The sequence below is a fragment of the Enterococcus diestrammenae genome (genome assembly GCF_049384045.1).
GTDB lineage: Bacteria > Bacillota > Bacilli > Lactobacillales > Enterococcaceae > Enterococcus_C > Enterococcus_C diestrammenae.
In genome coordinates, this window is the sequence record NZ_JBMRGR010000002.1 from 15,037 (window position 1) to 32,882 (window position 17,846).

The following is a 17,846-nucleotide window of genomic DNA, read 5'->3' on the forward strand; positions in this document are numbered from 1 at the left end:
GGATTCAAAATGACAAATGTGAAAACCCCATTAGTCTTGCAAAAAATCGGCTATGAGACGGCGGAAAAACCCATTTTAGCCGATCTTTCGTTAAGCCTAGCAGAAAACCAGATTTATACAGTAATCGGGCCTTCAGGAGCAGGAAAAACCACGCTTTTAAGAATACTTGCAGGGCTGATCACTCCAACAACCGGTGAAATGACTTTGGCACAGCAGCCCTATCGTCCTAGTCAGCATCGAATTGCTCTTGTTCCCCAAGATTATGGGTTGCTCCCGTGGCAAACTGCCCAACAGGCCGTAATCGACGCTGTCAAAACGAGTCGCCAGCAAAAAAAGCTAACGGATGCTGAATTGGCAGAAGTTCGTCAATTATTTAAGGATATGGAGTTGGTCAAAGAAAGCCAACGCTACCCTAATCAACTCAGTGGTGGGCAAAAGCAACGGGTGGCTATTGCCCGTGCCTTTGCTTGTGAAAGTGAGTTGTTGTTGATGGACGAGCCTTTTTCTGCTTTGGATGCTTTGACTCGAGAAAAAGCGCAAGCCTTATTTTTAAGCAACTGGCTCAAACGTCCCACCCGCACCTTATTTATTACCCACGATGTCACGGAAGCTCTTTTGGTCGGGCATCAGGTCATAGTGATGGAGAAAGAACCGGGGCGCATCAAAGAAATTCTTCCATCACCGGTGACCGACAAAAGCCAGTTAGAAGATGATCGAACTTCTCAAGAACTATTCGAAACCGCAGCTTATTTGAGGGGGCAATTATCATGAAAATAAAACGCAATTATTGGAGAAGTATTGGTTTTTTAGGCGCTTTGCTTTTTCTTTTAGCTCTTTGGCAACTGGCTAGTCTCATCTTTCAAAAAACCGTATTGCCTAGTCCAATCACGGTCTTCCAACAGTTACCGTTGCTCTTTGAAAAAAATATGGCGGTCCATCTATTGGCTAGCTTGTACCGGATTTCAGTAGGGATGGGGTTGGCTGTTCTTTTGGGGTTTCTTTTGGGCTTACTGATGGGGAGTCTTCCTAAATGGCAGAGTTTCTTTTCGCCGCTGGTTTATTTGACCTATCCGATTCCCAAGATGGCTCTCCTGCCGATTGTTATGTTACTGGGTGGCTTAGGGGATTTGTCTAAGATTATCATGATTATCTTGATTGTCACGCCGCAAGTTCTCGTAGCGGTACGAGATGCGGTAGCTGAGATCCCTCCCCATTATTATGATGTGTATCGCTGTATCGGAGCAAGTCGGGGACGTTTATTCCGCAAAATTACGCTACCAGCATGTTTGCCGGCAATTTTTAGCACTTCGCGAGTATCCTTGGGGACTGCGATTTCGATTTTATTTTTTACAGAAAACTACGGAACTGAATTTGGGATGGGTTATTTCATTATGGATGCCTGGATGCGGATGGACTATCCTGCGATGTATGGCAGTATCTTATTGCTAAGTTTGTTGGGATTGGTGTTGTTCATTCTCTTAGATTTATTGGCAAACCGGGTGATGCCTTGGCGTCGCTGAAGCGTTGATTTGCTAAAAAAGGGTAAGAAGTGACGTTTATTAGCAATAATGGTTGACACATGAATAACTGTTCATTTATAATACAAATGAACGGTTATTCATGTATTCGTTTTTATGATACTTTACCATACATGGATGCTTAATCTAGATTTTTAGGGTAAAGGGGGAATTTCCATGGAAAAAAATTATCAATTAAAAGGCTTGGATTGTGCCAATTGCGCAGCCAAGATTGAGCGGGCCGTCAGCAAAGTCGATGGTGTCACTGCAGCAAACGTGGATTTCATCAATCAAAAAATGTCCATCAGTTGTCAAAAGGCAGACTTGCCTACCGTTGAAACGCAAGCTTTGGCGATCGTTAACAAGTTGGAACCAGATGTGGTAGTAGAGCCGGTGGTGGATCACCCAGAGTCTGGCAAATCAGGACATAGCCATGAGCATTCAGGAGGGGATAATCACAATCTTTGGCGGATTTTGATTACTGCTATAGCGTTAGTCCTATTGTTATGGCTGGATCCCAGCGGTTGGCTTAGAGTCGTGGCTTATGTAGCTGTTTATCTTTTTATTGGTGGCGATATCGTCAAACAAGCCATTACCAATATCTTCCATGGCGAAGTTTTTGATGAAAACTTTTTGATGACCGTGGCTACGATTGGGGCGTTAGGAATCGGCGAATTTCCCGAAGCTGTTGCGGTGATGTTCTTGTATCAGATTGGCGAATATTTCCAAGATTATGCTGTTGACCGTTCCCGCAAAAATATCAAGGAATTGATGGATGTCCGACCAGACACCGCGCGACTGTTGACGGAAAAGGGTGAAAAAGAAGTATCGCCGGCAGCTGTGCCAGTGAATAGTTTGATTGTTGTTAATCCTGGTGAAAAGGTTCCTCTAGATGGTGTCATTACAGAAGGGACTAGTAGTTTGGATACCTCGGCTCTGACGGGAGAATCGATGCCGCGAGAAGCCAAAGTAGGGGAGGAAATTCTCAGTGGGATGATCAACCAAGAAGGTCGGTTAGTAATCAAGACGAACCGGAGTTTTGGCCAATCCACTGTGTCCAAAATTTTGGAGTTGGTAGAAAATGCCAGTAGCCAAAAAGCCCCCGCAGAAAAATTTATCACCAAATTTGCCCGTTACTATACACCAGCTGTGGTGGCCTTGGCCGTTTTATTGGTAGTGGTGCCAACGTTATTCTTTGGTGGTGATTTGAAGGAATGGTTGTATCGTGCGTTGACCTTCTTAGTGATTTCATGTCCATGTGCTTTGGTCATCTCAGTGCCGCTAAGCTTTTTTGCCGGAATCGGTGGTGCCAGTAAATCCGGTATCTTGGTAAAAGGCTCCAATCACTTAGAAACGTTAGCCCAAGTGGAGACGGTCGTATTTGATAAGACCGGGACTTTGACAGAAGGTAAATTTGCTGTAGAATCAGTCAGTGGCCCTTTCGGTAATGAAAACATCCTGCGTTATGCGGCCACTTTGGAACAACATTCTACCCATCCAATCGCGCAATCCGTCTTGCGGGCTTATGGCGATCAGGCCCTTGCTCCAGTAAGTGAACTCAAAGAAGTCGCTGGGCAGGGGATTGTCGGTGTCATCGATGGCCAGCAGGCTGCCATCGGGAATTTGAAACTGATGACGTCCTTGAACGTAAAGGCACCGACTATCGATCGGGTCGGAACAGCTTTGTATCTAGCTGTGGCTGGGGAGTATGCTGGGGTTTTAGTCATCAATGATCAAATCAAAGCAGATGCTCCAAGTACCATCAGCCAGTTGAAAGAAGCGGGCATCAAAGACACGGTGATGTTGACCGGGGACAGTCCTCAAGTCGGTGAAATGGTAGCACAAAAACTTGGCTTGACTAGTTTCTTTGCTGGTTTGTTACCAGAAGACAAGGTGACTCATTTACAGAACATCATGGCAAAGGCTACGGGTAAAGTCGCTTTTGTTGGCGATGGCATCAATGACGCGCCTGTTTTAGTGACCGCCGATCTGGGGGTTGCCATGGGGGGCTTAGGGAGTGATGCCGCCATTGAAGCCAGTGATGTGGTGATCATGAATGACCAACCATCAAAACTGGTGCAAGCCATCAAAATCTCTCGAAAAACCTTGAAAATCGTCAAACAAAATATTATTTTCGCCTTAGGAGTGAAAGGTATTGTCTTGGTATTAGGGGCTTTAGGTTATACCTCGATGGCGATGGCAGTCTTTGCTGACGTCGGTGTGACCTTGTTAGCAGTTTTAAATGCCATGCGTTGTTTGCGAGTAAAGTAAGCCGAACCTATTTGTGAAACAAAAAAACCGTCGGATCATCAATTGGTCCGACGGTTTTTAGCTGATTTCAATTTAGTTTTATCCCAGTGAGATTAAGAAAAAACTCGAGCTGACTGGTGCTAAACGACCAATAAGATAGGCTGATGCCTAGTTTAGTGGTTTTTCGCACCCCACTTGATGGTGTGTTTTGTAGGGCGCAGTTTTTTTACATCTACACCTTTTTTGTCCAGATTGACGGTATAGTTTTCTTTTTTCATCATGTAATGCAACCGTTCTGCAGTATCATTGACAACATCTTTGAGCTTCATCGTAACGCCTCCTTTGGTTGATAAGTACTGACGAATTTTGTCTTTTTGAATGCGCTCATCCAGCTTTAGCTACAAGCTATGAGGACACTTTTATCGTAGCGCAACTTATCCAAACAGGCAACTAATACGAAGTTACTTCTCAATTTCAAGTCCCAAGACAGTCAAGTGTCCGTTGCCGACTAATTTAATAACCAGTTTTGCCAAGTGTTCAGGGGTCATTTCGGAATCGGTCGTCAGCCACCAATGAAGGGTGCCGATAAAGATGGAAGTCATGTACTCGATGATAAAATCCATGGGTACTTCAATATCGTTTTCGGTGATTTTCAAGCGATCGAAGATATGGGCATATTGCTCATTGAGGATATCGGCAATCCGTTTCCGTAAGATTTCCATCGAGGTCCCATCCATAATCGTCAAATAAAACTTGCTGTTTTTTTGGATGTTTTGGTAAATATTGGTCATAAGAAATTCGACTTTTTTGATGCGGAGGCGGTTACCCGTTACTAGATCATCAGGGGATAAGACGGAGGTGAAGGCATCAATGGCTAGATCAAAAATCTTTTCGTATAAATCGTGTTTGTCTTTGTAGTGAGCGTAAAAAGTTGCTCGATTAATCATCGCTTCATCAGCAATGTCTTGGACGGTGACTTGATCAAAGCCTTTTTCTTCTACTAGATGAATAAAGGCTTCCACGATCATTTTATTGGTCCGCTTCACCCGCAAATCGGTTTTCTTCATGAAAATCCCTTTCTTATCCAACAAAACTTGTTAATTTGTTGCTTAACTCACAAATGATGTTTTATTGTGTATTGTCATTTTTTTCACAACTTATTAAAATAGTCATGAGTATTATATCAAACAGCATGTAAGATATTCAACACACTGTCAACTAAAAGTTAAGAGGGTCTGAAAAACATGAAATTTCGTGCGGGAATTGACGTGGGCTCCACCACAGTCAAACTAGTAATAATGGATGAAAAAAATCAAGCTGTCTTTGCCAAATATGAACGGCATTTTTCCGACGTTCTGACAGCTACCAAAAAAATCCTCGCGGAAGCCCGTGAGTTGATCGGAGACGCTCCGCTTGCGATGAATATCACAGGTTCAGGAGGCATGGGACTAGCAGAAGTGTTAGCTATTCCTTTTGTTCAAGAAGTGATTGCTTGTACCCGTACCGTGGAAGAAGTGATTCCTGAGACGGATGTGGTGATTGAACTTGGCGGGGAAGATGCCAAAATTACCTTTTTCGAAGGTGCTTTGGAACAACGAATGAACGGTAGCTGTGCAGGGGGGACCGGGGCCTTTATCGACCAGATGGCAGTCTTGTTGAAAACGGATGCCAATGGGGTCAATGAGCTAGCAAAAGATTATCAACAACTATATCCCATCGCGTCTCGTTGCGGTGTTTTTGCCAAAACAGACGTCCAACCCTTGATCAATGAAGGGGCCGCCAAAGAAGATATCGCAGCGAGTATCTTTCAAGCCGTTGTGAATCAAACCATTGCCGGTCTAGCAGCTGGCCGAAAAATTAAGGGCAATGTCGCTTTCTTGGGCGGTCCTTTGTATTTTATGTCGGAATTGCGGAAACGATTCATTGAAACCTTAAATATCCAACCTGAAAATGTCATCTTTCCTGAAAATCCCCAATTGTTTGTCGCAATGGGAGCCGCTTTTTATGCGGAGGAGGCCGAAGAAAAGACCTTGTCCCAATTATTGGCTGCCTTGGATTCGGGGGATCAAAGCAAAATGAAACCCAGCGATACCTTGCCCACCTTATTTGCCAATGAAACGGAATTAGCTGAATTTCGTGCCCGCCACGCCAAAGCTACCGCGGAAACAGCTGATTTGGCTCAACACAGCGGGGCGGCTTTTCTAGGAATCGATGCTGGTTCTACCACGACCAAAGTGATTTTAATCGATGATGCTTGTCGGATTTTATTTTCATATTATGGAAACAATGAAGGACAGCCTCTTGAAACCACGATGGCCGTCTTGGAAGATTTGTATTCCCAGATGCCAGAAGCTGTCTATATCGCCAAAGCTGCCATCACCGGTTATGGTGAACAACTGATCAAGAGTGCGTTGAAAGTCGATATCGGAGAAGTGGAAACGATGGCCCATTACAAAGCGGCTAATCATTTCCAACCTGGTGTAGACTTTATCCTTGATATCGGTGGTCAAGATATGAAAGCCATGACCATTAAAGAGGGCGTCTTGTCTTCTATCCAATTAAATGAAGCTTGCTCTTCCGGTTGTGGTTCCTTTATTGAAACTTTTGCTAAGTCGTTGAACTACGATGTGAAAAACTTTGCTTTGGAAGCTTGTAAGTCGCAAGCCCCGGTGGATTTGGGTTCCCGTTGTACCGTCTTTATGAATTCAAAAGTCAAACAAGTCCAAAAAGAAGGGGCAACCGTAGCGGATATTTCGGCGGGCTTGTCTTATTCGGTCATCAAAAATGCTATCTATAAAGTGATTAAGATTCGACGTCCGGAAGAACTCGGTGAAAAAATCGTCTGCCAAGGTGGAACTTTCTATAACGAAGCCGTTTTACGGGCCTTTGAAGAAATCACCGGGCGCCATGTCGTGCGACCTTCTATTGCTGGTTTGATGGGGGCGTATGGCGCTGCGATTATCGCTTTGGAAAACGCTGAAGTCGGTGATGTTAGTACCATTTTGGATGCGGAAGCTTTGGCTAAGTTTACCGCAGAAAAAGAGTTTACCCATTGCGGCCTTTGTGAAAACAACTGCATGATGACTGTCACGATCTTTTCTGATGGTCGCCAATTTACTACCGGGAATCGGTGTGAACGGGGAGCTCGCATCAAGATTGACCGGAGCCAACGCAAAGTCAACTTGGTGGATTACAAATACAAACGTCTCTTCAAATACCGTCCCTTGAAAGAAAAAGATGCTCCCCGAGGAATCATTGGTATTCCTCGAGTCTTAAATATGTACGAAAACTATCCTTTGTGGCATACCTTCTTTACGGATCTTGGGTTCCGTGTGCAACTGTCGCCGCGGTCAAATAAGGACTTGTACGAACAAGGGATGGAAACCATTCCTAGTGATACGGCTTGTTATCCGGCAAAAATCGCTCACGGGCATATCCAAGCCTTGATAAACCAAGATGTACCATTGATTTTCTATCCGGGGGTCGTCTTTGAACGGCAAGAATCGGCCAATGCGGACAATCACTTTAACTGTCCAATCGTGCAAAGCTATCCGGATGTTATCCGTAACAATGTCGATGATATCCGCGAAGGCAAAGTGGACTATCGTAACCCATATATTAACCTGGCTGATGAAGAGTCAGTGGGGCAAGTTTTAGCAGCGACTTTTGCGGATTTAGGCATTGCGGAAGCTGATGTTCGTCAAGCACTACATCATGGTTATGAAGAGTTGGATAAGTTTAAAGCCGATGTCCGTCGCAAAGGGGAAGAAACCCTCGCGATGCTGACAGAAAAAAATCAACGAGGCGTCGTCGTTTCAGGTCGTCCTTATCATTTGGACCCCGAAATCAACCACGGAATTGCCGATGTCATCACGCAAGAAGGCTTTCACGTGTTGACAGAGGATAGCATTTCCCACTTGGGAGATGTCGGGAATCTACGAGTGGTGAATCAATGGGTTTACCATTCCCGTTTGTATGCAGCTGCTCGAGTGGTGGCCAAATCCAAAAATTTGGAATTGGTGCAATTAAACTCCTTTGGCTGTGGCTTAGATGCCGTAACGACAGACCAAGTGGAAGAAATCATGGATCAATACGGCAAAATTTATACCGTCTTGAAAATCGATGAAGGCTCCAATCTAGGGGCCATTCGCATTCGTCTGCGTTCCCTGAAAGCAGCGGTTAACGAACGGGAAAAGCTGGACTTTGTGCCTAGCAAACGTTACGAAGAACCAGAAAAAATCGTCTTCACCAAAGACATGGCCAAACGGCATACTTTGTTGATGCCGATGCTGTCACCGATTCACCAAGAAGGTTTGGTGGACTTGGCGTTGCAAGCTTCTGGCTATGATGTGGTTTGTTTGCCATCAGAAGACAAGGAAGCTATCAATGTTGGTTTGAAATTTGTGAACAACGATGCCTGCTACCCGGCGATTATTTCTATTGGTCAATTGGTGGAAGCTTTGCAAAGTGGCAAGTATGATCTGGAAAATACCAGTGTCATGATGACCCAAACCGGTGGTGGTTGTCGGGCGACAAACTACATTCCGCTGTTGCGTAAAGCCTTAAACGATGCTGGCTTCTCCCAAGTACCCGTAGTTTCTGTATCGATGGGGAACAAAGGGGTAGAACAAAATCCTGGCTTTAAGTTTACTTTACCGATGCTGAAACGGATCGTCGTAGCCTTTTTATACGGGGACTTGTTCGAGCGGGTCGTCTATCGAACGCGGCCTTATGAATTGGAAAAAGGACAGGTGGATGCCTTACACCAAGAATGGCTGACTAAAGTAGCGAAAAATGTCCGCAATGGTTCCTTGACCCTCTTCAACCGCAACATGAAGAAAATCATTCGCGATTTTGACACGATTGCCTTATCAGATGAGGTAAAACCGCGGGTCGGAGTCGTAGGAGAAATCCTCGTGAAATACTCCCCAACTGCTAACAACGATATCGTGCGTTTGTTGGAAGCAGAAGGAGCGGAAGCGGTGGTCCCTGATATTATCGGGTTTATGAACTATTCCTTGTACAACCAAATTTGGAAGTACGAAAACCTTGGCATGGCCAAACGCAGTAAAGTGTTAGCAGAACTGGCCATCAAGATCATCGAAGTGGTGGAAAAACCGATGGATAAAGCGTTGCGAGCATCATCTCGCTTTGACGGGATTCATTCCATCTATCAGTTGGCCGATGATGCTAGCCAAATCCTCTCCATCGGGAACCATACCGGAGAAGGGTGGTTCTTGACTGGGGAAATGATCGACCTCTTGAAGACGGGGGTTCACAATATTGTTTGTATGCAACCTTTTGGCTGTTTACCTAACCACGTGGTAGGTAAAGGGGTCATCAAAGAGTTGCGGCATCAATATCCAAAATCCAATATTGCTGCCATTGACTATGATCCAGGCGTTTCCTTGGTCAATCAGTTAAACCGCATCCGGTTGATGATGGCTACTGCCAATAAGACACTGAAAGAAGAACAAGCAGTGAAGGTTTGAGGTGTACCAAAACACTTTTCAATGAAACAGCAGTTGTTAGCAAAATATCAGAAGACCCTTTCGAAGTAGGAAGGGTCTTCTTAGCGGTTTTTTAAGCTGTTGGGGAAATGTTTGCTAATTAGGTATATACCAGTTATAATAATTTCAAGCAAAGACACAGGAGCGTGGGAACCATGAGTGAACATTTACCAGTATATATCCAGATTCATGATCAAATTAAAGAAAAAATCGAAAAGGGCTTTTGGAAAATCGGTGACCGCTTGCCTTCTGAACGGGACTTATCGGTTCAGTTTGGCGTCAGCCGCATGACCTTACGCCAAGCGATTCAAACTTTAGCGGACGAAGGCATCTTGGAACGGAAAATCGGCTCAGGAACCTATGTGGCCCGTAAAAAAGTCCAAGAAAAAATGTCTGGCGCCACAAGTTTTACCGAGATTATGTTGTCGCAAGGGCGGGAGCCTTCAAGCAAAGTTGTTTCTTACTTCTACACAGCTCCCAGTTCATCAGAAATGGAAAAGCTTCAGTTAAAAGCGGATGAACAAATTTTACGAATGGAACGGATTCGTTATGCCGATGATGTCGCAATTTGCTTTGAAGTTGCGAGTATTCCCGAAAGACTTATTAAGAATTTCAGCAAGGCAGAGGTAACTTCCGCTTTGTATAAGACTTTGGAAGAACGGGGACACCACAAAATCGGCGCCGCCAACCAAACTATTTCGGCGATGCTGGCCACTGAGCAAATCGCAGAGTTTTTACAAACTAAGCGGGGGGATGCCATCTTGCGGATGCGTCAAGTTTCCTTTTTTGAAGATGGGACGCCTTTTGAATATGTCCGTACCCAATATGTCGGCAACCGTTTTGAATTTTATTTTGAAAAATAACCATGAAAAAGCATCGAGGCTACCTTGCAGGCCTCGATGCTTTTTAGGCAATCACGTAGTGGGTGGAGCTATCAAATGACTACGAGATTAAAGCGTCTTCCATAAGCAATCAATGTCAATCTAATCAAGAGTCATTGGATTACCTAATCATTTTCTTTCTCTATAGGATTTAAGGGCAACTCATGGTAGCTGATTTCTCCTTTTTCGATCGTGACTTGGCCGGCAAGTAAATCGATTACCTGTTCAGTAAAGTCAGGTACTTTTTCTTCATCAATGAGGCAGATAACCGTGACGGCCTCAGTGAATAGGGTGTCTTTCGTATGCCACTGGTTTTCGAGAAAGCTTTGAAGTTTTCCTAATAAACTATAGGCGATGGTCAAACGAATTTCTTGTTGGGGTTTGCCGATGACTAGCCCAAGTTCTGTGAGCCCATGGGAAACCGCGTGAGAATAAGCACGAATTAGCCCACCAGCCCCAAGTTTGGTTCCGCCGAAATAGCGGGTGACTACTACACAGACATTACTTAGCTGATTTTTTTTCAAGACTTCTAACATGGGGACGCCAGCGGTACCGCTAGGCTCGCCATCGTCAGAGGAACGTTGAATTTCATTATTAGCCCCAAGGACATAAGCACTGCAGTTGTGATTGGCTTTCCAGTGGGTTTTCTTTAGCCCAGCGATGAAGGTCTTGGCCTCGTCTTCGGTTTCTATTCGTTTGAGACTGGTGATAAAACGGGATTTTTTAACTTCCATTTCTGCTTCCCCGTCGTGTTTAATCGTGATATAAGTCTCTGGCATTTTGGCACCTCTTTTGTTGGCATTTCTTTTAGTATAGAAAAAAGCTAGCTTTCATGCAATATTTGTGAGCCTTTCCTTGTCACTTCCTACAAAACAAGGGATAATAAAAGAGAAGCTAGTTTGAAAAGGGGTGTGGCGGTAAGTCATGAGTGGACGAAAAAAGAAATACGACATTATCACCCATTATTTAAAAACCAATGGAGGCTCGCAAGTTACCTTGACTTTTACCCAGTTTGATGAGCTACTTTTTCCAGCTACGGGTTTGCCAAAGACGGCGCGGCGGACGACGGATTGGTGGGCCAATGATTATACCCATCCCGAAAACGGTGCCTATGCTTGGCTCAATGCAGGCTATGAAGTGGTAGTGATCAATTTGGAAAAAGAGTATGTTGTCTTTAATAAGTTAATCAAGAGTAATTGGTTGTTTCAGTAAATTTGTCTTGTAGGAGCTTATCATAACGGTTTTTTTAGCGACCCTGTTGAAAGACCGGCAAGATAATCTACTGCAAAATGGAAGAAAATTGACAAATATAACAGAAAACCTATAATAAGAGATAGGAATGAAAGTGCATTCCTACAAAATTGAAGGGGCGATTAATTATGGCTAAAAAAACCATCATGTTAGTATGTTCTGCTGGGATGAGCACCAGTCTTTTGGTGACTAAAATGCAAAAAGCAGCTGAAGCACAAGGAGTAGACGCAGATATCTTTGCGGTTTCTGCATCAGATGCTGATAACAATTTGGAATCCAAACCAGTAAATGTTTTACTGTTAGGCCCACAAGTACGTTTTATGAAAGGTGATTTCGAAAAACGTTTGGAAGGCAAAAATATTCCATTGGACATCATCAACATGGCGGATTATGGCATGATGAATGGCGAAAATGTCTTGAAACAAGCACTTTCACTCATCAAAGAATAATTCACTAACAACAGTCAATTGACTCATAGATCACCAGACGGTCTTCTTAATGGAGGCCGTCTTTTTGTGTGGGTAATTACCTATCACTTCTTCTTTTGCTGCACTGTTTTTCCTTCATTTGCGTAGCTTTTAGTGAAGGGGTTAGGAGGGAAAGCAAGATGATTGAAGGAAAACAGACCGTTGTGAAGTCAGGGGAAGCAGTGACGGCTGAGGGCTATATCATACACCGGCGCAAAGCTCTGGTAGTAGGGCATCAGTGGCTGATTTGCGCTCGCTGTGGGGAACAGACACGCAAACAGAAGGGCCAGTTACCGGCTGGTTTTTACTATTGTCCTGCTTGTGTCTCCTATGGGCGCTTGACGGATTTAGATGAGTTGGTGACCTATTATGAGGAAAATCCGACCCCACCTTTGACTGAAGTCGCCTGCTGTCAGTGGGAAGGCCAACTGACAAAACAGCAACAACAATTGGCACAAGCTTTACAGGAAGCTTTCATCAATGGCCAAAATGTATTGTTGTGGGCTGTGACGGGATCAGGAAAGACAGAAATGTTATTCCCGGTGATTGCAGATGCTCTAAAAGCCGGACTCAAAGTTGCCGTGGCAACTCCGAGGATTGATGTTTGCCGGGAATTATTCCCGCGGTTGGTCGCGGCTTTTCCGCTAGCGGAGACGTTGTTGCGTTATGGGAAAGCCGAAGAAAGCTGGCGAGGATTTCGCTTGTTAGTCTGTACGACCCACCAATTGTTGCATTTTTATCGAGGGTTTAGTTTACTGATTATCGATGAAAGTGATGCTTTTCCTTATGAGGGGAATCGCCAGTTGGCTTTTGCAACCCAGCAGGCGGTGAAAGCCAGTGGCGTAAGCATCTACTTGACTGCTACCCCCACGATGGCTTTGCTTGCCAAGGCGAAGGCCGAAAATTGGCAAATTCTTCAATTGCCTCAACGTTATCATCAACGACCATTAATTCTTCCCCAGTGTCGTTTTTGGGAAGGTTGGCGGCTCTTACCGGAAAGACCGCGTCAACTACTTCGCTTTCGCAAACTCTGTGAAAAACTACTTCAAAACAATCGGCTTCTGGTTTTTTGTCCAAATATCGCTTATATGCATTCATTGGCACAAGCTTTAAAAGTTGTGATGCCTAGTCGAAAGATTGCGGCTGTTTCTGCGCAAGACGCCACACGGGAAGAAAAAGTTCAGAAAATGCGGGAGGGTCACTGGGATCTCTTGTTGACAAGTACTGTTCTAGAACGGGGGGTTACATTTGCCGATGTCTCGGTGATTGTCATCGGTGCCGAACACGCGGTTTTCACGAAATCTGTTTTGGTCCAAATCGCTGGTCGCGTCGATCGCAAAGGGGCGTTTAATCACGGACAAGTCTGGTTTCTTTTTCAAGAACAAACGACTAGTATCCGGCGGGCGCTTAAAGAGATTCGCCACTTAAACCGTCTAGCTAAAAGGATGGCGGTGAAAAAATGATTTGCGGGTATTGTCAAAAAGTTATTTTACGCAACTTAACCGTCAAGGAGATCTTATTTCCTTGGTTGTTATCTGACACAGAATTATGCTCCCAGTGTCTTCGCCAGTTTACACCAATCCAAAAAGACCAGGCCTGTCCACGGTGCATGCGTTCAGGGGAGCAAGAGCTGTGTGCTGACTGTCAGCGCTGGCAAAAGCAATATCCGCAGCGCCAGTTTTTTCATCAAGCTTTGTATCAGTATGATGAGGCCTTTGCCAACTGGTTGAAGGAGTATAAGTTTGGCGGCGATTATCGCTTACGACGGACTTTTCAGCAGCAAGTAAGAGTCGCTTTGAAGGGATATCGTGGCTTTATCATTTGTCCGATTCCCTTATCCCAAAGTCGCTATCAAGAGCGAGGCTTCAATCAGACCTCCGCCTTTCTGGAAGCCAGTGGAGTTAAAACCCACACGCTTTTACGACGTAGCAGTCACGATTCACCCCAATCCAAAAAGAATCGTCAAGAACGTCTGGCCTTACCCCAACCCTATGTGCTTGCTTGTTCACCGGAGCTCCTTATTGGCAAAAAGATCCTATTAGTCGATGATGTTTATACCACTGGTCGGACGCTCTTTCACGCCGCAGATATCTTATGGCAACATCAGCCTAAAGAAGTTCGGACGTTTTCCTTAGCTCGCTAAAAAATATCTCTAAGAATCCGCTGAAATTGTTAGCGTTTAAGTTTGCAAAACAGTGAGAGTCCGCTATAATAAAAGTAAGAAGAGGGAATAAGAGTGGTCCTTATTCTTTCTTTAGTGGTAGATGAAAGGGGCAATTGCTATGTTTAGATACAATGTACGCGGAGAAAATATCGAGGTTACAGATGCTATTCGTGATTACGTGGAGAAAAAAGTTGGAAAATTGGAACGTTACTTTACTGACGTGCCCAACGCAACTGCACATGTAAATCTGAAAGTATACACTGAGAAAACTGCGAAAGTGGAAGTAACGATTCCACTACCATATTTGGTATTGCGGGCTGAAGAAACATCACCTGATCTCTATGCGAGCATTGATTTGGTGGTTGACAAATTGGAACGTCAAATCCGCAAATTCAAAACCAAAATTAACCGTAAATCTCGGGAAACTGGTGTTCCAAATGGCGAAGCAACTGCCATCTTCACCAACGATACCCCCGAAGAAGACAATGGCTCTGACTTAGATATCGTGCGGACGAAGCGCCTATCATTGAAACCAATGGATAGTGAAGAAGCCGTATTACAAATGAACATGTTGGGCCATAACTTCTTCATCTTTGAAGATGCAGAAACGAATGGTACAAGCATCGTGTACCGTCGAAAAGACGGCAAATACGGTTTAATTGAAACAGATTGATGATAAAAAGCAGGAGCCCAAGGGTTCCTGCTTTTTTTATCAGACCAAGTCTAACCATGTTTGGCTGCACAAACTAGCCAGCTACCGCATACAGTATACAGTTGGACGAAGCGCAATTCCGTGTTTCAAAAATAGCAGCTGCTTTTGCTAAAATGCCTACATAAAAACTTAGCATTTCCTTAAAAGGGACCTATTATGGATTTTTTCCAGTCAGATAGGTCTTTTTGATTGCCAACAGTTGGTCTTCCCGGTGATATCGCCAGAATATTTTTTGATTTGGACTTCTAATCTTGCTCTAACTATTCCTTTTGAGGAAAAGTAATGATAGAATAGTCTGGAGAGTTTCTACATTGAACAAATTGGATTAAAGGAGAATCATCAATCAATGGCCAATTTTTTACGTAAAATTATTGAAAATGACAAAAAAGAATTAAAGCGTTTAGGCGCTATCGCAGATAAAGTGGAATCTTTTGCTGATCAAATGGCAGGCTTGTCAGATGAGCAATTACGGGCAAAAGCCGATGAGTTTCGTGGCCAATTGCAAGACGGCAAAACCTTAGACGATATTTTGCCAGAAGCTTTTGCTGTTGTTCGAGAAGGCGCTCGTCGGGTCTTAGGGCTTTATCCTTACCATGTCCAAATCATGGGGGGGATCGTCCTACACGATGGGAATATTTCTGAGATGCGGACAGGTGAAGGGAAAACCTTGACTGCGACGATGCCGGTTTATTTGAATGCCTTAAGTGGCCAAGGGGTTCACGTGGTAACTGTCAATGAATACTTGGCAACCCGTGACTCCAATGAAATGGGTGAATTGTACAACTTCTTAGGTTTGACTGTCGGGTTAAATACCAACGCGATGTCCGCAGAAGAAAAACGTGCCGCCTATGCTTGTGATATCACTTACAGTACCAACAACGAACTAGGCTTTGACTATTTGCGCGACAACATGGTGGTTTATCGCAATCAAATGGTGCAACGCCCACTAAACTTTGCTTTGGTGGATGAAGTCGATTCCATCTTGATCGATGAAGCCCGGACCCCTTTGATCATCTCTGGTCAAGCAGAAAAATCTACGGCTTTATACACCCGCACCGACAACTTCGTGAAACGCTTGAAAAACGAGGAAGATTATACCATCGATGTTCAATCAAAAACCATTGGCCTAACTGAGGCTGGGATTGAAAAAGCCGAAGAAACTTTTGGCTTGGACAACTTATACGATATCGAAAATACCGCATTGACTCACCACATGGATCAAGCGTTGCGGGCCAACTATATCATGCTACGAGATATCGATTATGTGGTTACAGAAGGCAAAGTCATGATTGTCGACCAATTTACTGGTCGGATCATGGATGGCCGTCGTTATTCTGATGGGTTGCACCAGGCCATTGAAGCCAAAGAAGGCGTGGAAATTGAGGATGAATCCAAGACGATGGCTACCATCACCTTCCAGAACTATTTCCGGATGTACAAAAAATTAGCCGGGATGACTGGTACTGCTAAAACGGAAGAAGAAGAGTTCCGTGAAATTTATAATATGCAAGTTATCCAGATTCCAACGAACCGTCCAGTTATCCGGGATGACCGTCCAGATTTGTTATATCCTTCTTTAGATAGCAAGTTTAAAGCTGTGGTGCAAGATATCAAAGACCGTCACCGGAAAGGGCAACCTGTCTTGGTGGGTACGGTAGCCGTTGAAACGTCTGAATTGCTTTCGAATCTCTTGAATAAAGCCAATGTCCCTCACGAAGTTTTGAATGCCAAAAATCACTTTAAAGAAGCGGAAATCATCTTAAATGCTGGTCAAAAAGGTGCGGTTACGATCGCTACCAACATGGCCGGTCGGGGTACCGATATTAAATTGGGCTTAGGGGTTGCTGATCTTGGTGGCTTAGCGGTCATCGGGACTGAGCGTCACGAATCTCGCCGTATCGATAATCAGTTGCGGGGACGTTCTGGACGTCAAGGGGATCCTGGGGTTTCCCAATTCTATTTGTCACTTGAAGATGATTTGATGAAACGTTTTGGTTCAGACCGTATCAAAGCCTTCATGGAAAAAATGAATGTGGCGGAAGAAGACCAAGTCATTCAATCAAAAATGATCACTCGTCAAGTAGAAGGCGCTCAAAAACGCGTCGAAGGGAACAACTACGACACGCGGAAAAATGTCTTGCAGTACGATGACGTGATGCGGGAACAACGGGAAGTCATGTATGGTCAACGCCAAGAAGTCATCATGGAAGAAAAAGATCTAAATCGCACCTTGATGAATATGGTAAAACGTACTATTGAACGAGCTGTCGATGCTCATACCCAATTGGAACCATCCCAATGGAACTTACAAGCCATCGTGGATTTTGCCGGCAATACCTTGGTTCATGAGGATTCTATCTCAGTTGCTGATTTAGAAGGCAAAGACCAACAACAAATCAAAGATGAGCTATATCAACGGGCAGAAGCCATTTTCAATCAGAAAAAAGACCAATTGAACTCCCCAGAACAATTATTAGAGTTTGAAAAAGTGGTTATTTTACGAGTAGTGGATTCCAAGTGGACCGATCATATCGATGAAATGGATCAACTCCGTCAATCCATCGGTTTGCGTTCATATGGACAAAACAATCCATTGGTTGAATACCAAACAGAAGGCTACAGCATGTTTGAAAGCATGATTGGTGCCATTGAGTTTGAAGTCACACGCCTCTTCATGAAAGCTGAAATCCGCCAAAATGTTCAACGGGAACAAGTCGCACAAGGACAACCGGAACAAACAGAAGAACAAGCACAACCCCAACGACCAGTCCATGTCGAAAAAGTTGGACGCAATGATCCATGTCCTTGTGGCAGTGGTAAGAAATTCAAAAATTGCCATGGTAAAGGATTGTAAAAAATCACTTTCGGTTTTTGACAAACGGCAAAAAAGCTGTCACAATAACTGAGGATGCAAACAGGCTGGTGCTTTTGCCCAGCCTGTTTTTAATAGAGGAAGGCCTTAGCCAGTTTCACAAAAGAAGGCCTTTGTCTTATGCTGTTTGGCTTTACGAATTTCTTAGCTTGTCTCTCCAGTTGGCCTAAGCCAAAGCGCAGGCCCAACGAGTCTCTTCGAAGTTGTAAGGGAAACCGTCTG

The 17,846-nt window shown here is 44.3% G+C and carries 14 protein-coding genes; 11 read left to right on the top strand and 3 right to left on the bottom strand.

Features of this window, described 5'->3' with window-relative positions; genetic code table 11:
* Window positions 1-9: 9 nt before the first annotated feature.
* The 3 genes from ACO03U_RS01660 (at window position 10) to ACO03U_RS01670 (ending at window position 3,788) form a co-directional block, all read left to right on the top strand.
* Window positions 10-771 carry an ABC transporter ATP-binding protein gene (locus tag ACO03U_RS01660; RefSeq protein ID WP_204685006.1) on the top strand — a complete coding sequence of 254 codons (762 nt, stop codon included), beginning with the start codon at window positions 10-12 and terminating at the stop codon, window positions 769-771.
* Window positions 768-1,520 carry an ABC transporter permease gene (locus ACO03U_RS01665; RefSeq protein WP_237583871.1) on the top strand — a complete coding sequence of 251 codons (753 nt, stop codon included), beginning with the start codon at window positions 768-770 and terminating at the stop codon, window positions 1,518-1,520. Before ACO03U_RS01660 ends, ACO03U_RS01665 begins: the two co-directional genes overlap by 4 nt.
* A 174-nt stretch (window positions 1,521-1,694) precedes the next feature.
* The gene (locus ACO03U_RS01670) at window positions 1,695-3,788 is read left to right on the top strand and encodes a heavy metal translocating P-type ATPase (RefSeq protein WP_204685008.1); all 2,094 of its coding nucleotides are present in this window, start codon (window positions 1,695-1,697) and stop codon (window positions 3,786-3,788) included.
* 152 nt (window positions 3,789-3,940) lie between these two features.
* On the opposite strand, the gene ACO03U_RS01675 is transcribed toward ACO03U_RS01670, so the two are convergent.
* A complete protein-coding gene (locus ACO03U_RS01675; RefSeq protein ID WP_202625788.1) occupies window positions 3,941-4,096 on the bottom strand; it encodes a hypothetical protein in 156 nt (51 codons plus the stop codon).
* A 132-nt stretch (window positions 4,097-4,228) separates the two neighbouring features.
* Complete coding sequence (locus ACO03U_RS01680) at window positions 4,229-4,834, bottom strand: TetR/AcrR family transcriptional regulator (protein ID WP_161868344.1); 606 nt, start codon at window positions 4,832-4,834, stop codon at window positions 4,229-4,231.
* Between the two features lie 177 nt (window positions 4,835-5,011).
* On the opposite strand from ACO03U_RS01680, the gene ACO03U_RS01685 reads away from it, so the two are divergent.
* Window positions 5,012-9,259, top strand: a complete 4,248-nt coding sequence (locus tag ACO03U_RS01685; protein ID WP_204685009.1) for a 2-hydroxyacyl-CoA dehydratase — start codon at window positions 5,012-5,014, stop codon at window positions 9,257-9,259.
* Between the two features lie 173 nt (window positions 9,260-9,432).
* Window positions 9,433-10,140 carry a GntR family transcriptional regulator gene (locus ACO03U_RS01690; protein WP_161868346.1) on the top strand — a complete coding sequence of 236 codons (708 nt, stop codon included), beginning with the start codon at window positions 9,433-9,435 and terminating at the stop codon, window positions 10,138-10,140.
* A gap of 143 nt (window positions 10,141-10,283) precedes the next feature.
* Here the strand turns inward: ACO03U_RS01690 and ACO03U_RS01695 are convergent, their stop codons facing one another.
* Window positions 10,284-10,937 (bottom strand): YigZ family protein, encoded by a 654-nt coding sequence (locus tag ACO03U_RS01695; RefSeq protein ID WP_204685010.1) that lies wholly within the window; start codon window positions 10,935-10,937, stop codon window positions 10,284-10,286.
* A gap of 145 nt (window positions 10,938-11,082) precedes the next feature.
* Between ACO03U_RS01695 and ACO03U_RS01700 the strand changes: the two genes are divergently transcribed.
* The 6 genes from ACO03U_RS01700 to secA all read left to right on the top strand — a co-directional run bounded on the left by ACO03U_RS01700 (window position 11,083) and on the right by secA (window position 17,606).
* On the top strand, window positions 11,083-11,370 hold the full coding sequence (locus ACO03U_RS01700) for a DUF7662 domain-containing protein (protein ID WP_161868348.1): 288 nt from the start codon (window positions 11,083-11,085) through the stop codon (window positions 11,368-11,370).
* A 167-nt stretch (window positions 11,371-11,537) separates the two neighbouring features.
* Window positions 11,538-11,858, top strand: coding sequence for a PTS sugar transporter subunit IIB (locus ACO03U_RS01705; RefSeq protein ID WP_161868349.1), 321 nt, complete (start codon window positions 11,538-11,540; stop codon window positions 11,856-11,858).
* Window positions 11,859-12,016: 158 nt separating this feature from the next.
* The gene (locus ACO03U_RS01710; RefSeq protein ID WP_204685011.1) at window positions 12,017-13,339 is read left to right on the top strand and encodes a DEAD/DEAH box helicase; all 1,323 of its coding nucleotides are present in this window, start codon (window positions 12,017-12,019) and stop codon (window positions 13,337-13,339) included.
* Window positions 13,336-14,019: a ComF family protein gene (locus ACO03U_RS01715; RefSeq protein WP_204685012.1), complete on the top strand. Its 684-nt coding sequence runs from the start codon at window positions 13,336-13,338 to the stop codon at window positions 14,017-14,019. Before ACO03U_RS01710 ends, ACO03U_RS01715 begins: the two co-directional genes overlap by 4 nt.
* A 139-nt stretch (window positions 14,020-14,158) precedes the next feature.
* Window positions 14,159-14,713: a ribosome hibernation-promoting factor, HPF/YfiA family gene (gene hpf / locus ACO03U_RS01720; RefSeq protein WP_161868352.1), complete on the top strand. Its 555-nt coding sequence runs from the start codon at window positions 14,159-14,161 to the stop codon at window positions 14,711-14,713.
* A 385-nt stretch (window positions 14,714-15,098) separates the two neighbouring features.
* Window positions 15,099-17,606 carry a preprotein translocase subunit SecA gene (gene secA, locus ACO03U_RS01725; RefSeq protein WP_204685017.1) on the top strand — a complete coding sequence of 836 codons (2,508 nt, stop codon included), beginning with the start codon at window positions 15,099-15,101 and terminating at the stop codon, window positions 17,604-17,606.
* Window positions 17,607-17,846: the final 240 nt, after the last annotated feature.

Bases quoted from the DNA above. Each gene is read 5' to 3' on its own strand.
- ACO03U_RS01705 (WP_161868349.1), top strand. From the start codon at position 11,538: ATGGCTAAAAAAACCATCATGTTAGTATGTTCTGCTGGGATGAGCACC.
- ACO03U_RS01675 (WP_202625788.1), bottom strand. From the start codon at position 4,096: ATGAAGCTCAAAGATGTTGTCAATGATACTGCAGAACGGTTGCATTAC.
- ACO03U_RS01680 (WP_161868344.1), bottom strand. From the start codon at position 4,834: ATGAAGAAAACCGATTTGCGGGTGAAGCGGACCAATAAAATGATCGTG.
- ACO03U_RS01665 (WP_237583871.1), top strand. From the start codon at position 768: ATGAAAATAAAACGCAATTATTGGAGAAGTATTGGTTTTTTAGGCGCT.
- ACO03U_RS01660 (WP_204685006.1), top strand. From the start codon at position 10: ATGACAAATGTGAAAACCCCATTAGTCTTGCAAAAAATCGGCTATGAG.
- ACO03U_RS01710 (WP_204685011.1), top strand. From the start codon at position 12,017: ATGATTGAAGGAAAACAGACCGTTGTGAAGTCAGGGGAAGCAGTGACG.
- secA (WP_204685017.1), top strand. From the start codon at position 15,099: ATGGCCAATTTTTTACGTAAAATTATTGAAAATGACAAAAAAGAATTA.
- ACO03U_RS01715 (WP_204685012.1), top strand. From the start codon at position 13,336: ATGATTTGCGGGTATTGTCAAAAAGTTATTTTACGCAACTTAACCGTC.
- hpf (WP_161868352.1), top strand. From the start codon at position 14,159: ATGTTTAGATACAATGTACGCGGAGAAAATATCGAGGTTACAGATGCT.
- ACO03U_RS01690 (WP_161868346.1), top strand. From the start codon at position 9,433: ATGAGTGAACATTTACCAGTATATATCCAGATTCATGATCAAATTAAA.
- ACO03U_RS01695 (WP_204685010.1), bottom strand. From the start codon at position 10,937: ATGCCAGAGACTTATATCACGATTAAACACGACGGGGAAGCAGAAATG.
- ACO03U_RS01700 (WP_161868348.1), top strand. From the start codon at position 11,083: ATGAGTGGACGAAAAAAGAAATACGACATTATCACCCATTATTTAAAA.
- ACO03U_RS01685 (WP_204685009.1), top strand. From the start codon at position 5,012: ATGAAATTTCGTGCGGGAATTGACGTGGGCTCCACCACAGTCAAACTA.
- ACO03U_RS01670 (WP_204685008.1), top strand. From the start codon at position 1,695: ATGGAAAAAAATTATCAATTAAAAGGCTTGGATTGTGCCAATTGCGCA.